Below are 289 nucleotides of genomic sequence, written 5' to 3'. Positions count from 1 at the left end.
AACTGTGGTGTAGAGGCCTAACATGCCTGCCTGTCACGCAGGAGATCGCGGGTTCGAATCCCGTCAGTTCCGCCATTAGTAATACAATGTTTAATGATGAGCCTTAGAATAAGGCTCGGTAGCTCAGTCGGTAGAGCAGAGGACTGAAAATCCTCGTGTCGGCGGTTCGATTCCGTCCCGAGCCACTTTTAATTGAATATTTTATGTGCCGGTGTAGCTCAACTGGTAGAGCAACTGACTTGTAATCAGTAGGTTGGGGGTTCAAGTCCTCTCGCCGGCACCATTTTTG

2 tRNA genes are annotated in these 289 nt (G+C 49.5%); both read left to right on the top strand.

What is annotated here, in order from left to right:
• The first annotated feature begins 112 nt into the window (after positions 1-112).
• Positions 113-185 (top strand) — tRNA-Phe (locus ACUYLD_RS25585).
• A gap of 22 nt (positions 186-207) precedes the next feature.
• Positions 208-283, top strand: a tRNA-Thr gene (locus tag ACUYLD_RS25580).
• Positions 284-289: the final 6 nt, after the last annotated feature.

Source organism: Paenibacillus sp. SER-28 (assembly GCF_052906305.1).
The sequence above is the reverse complement of the archived record's forward strand: the minus strand, read 5'-3'. Positions and strand labels throughout refer to the sequence as shown.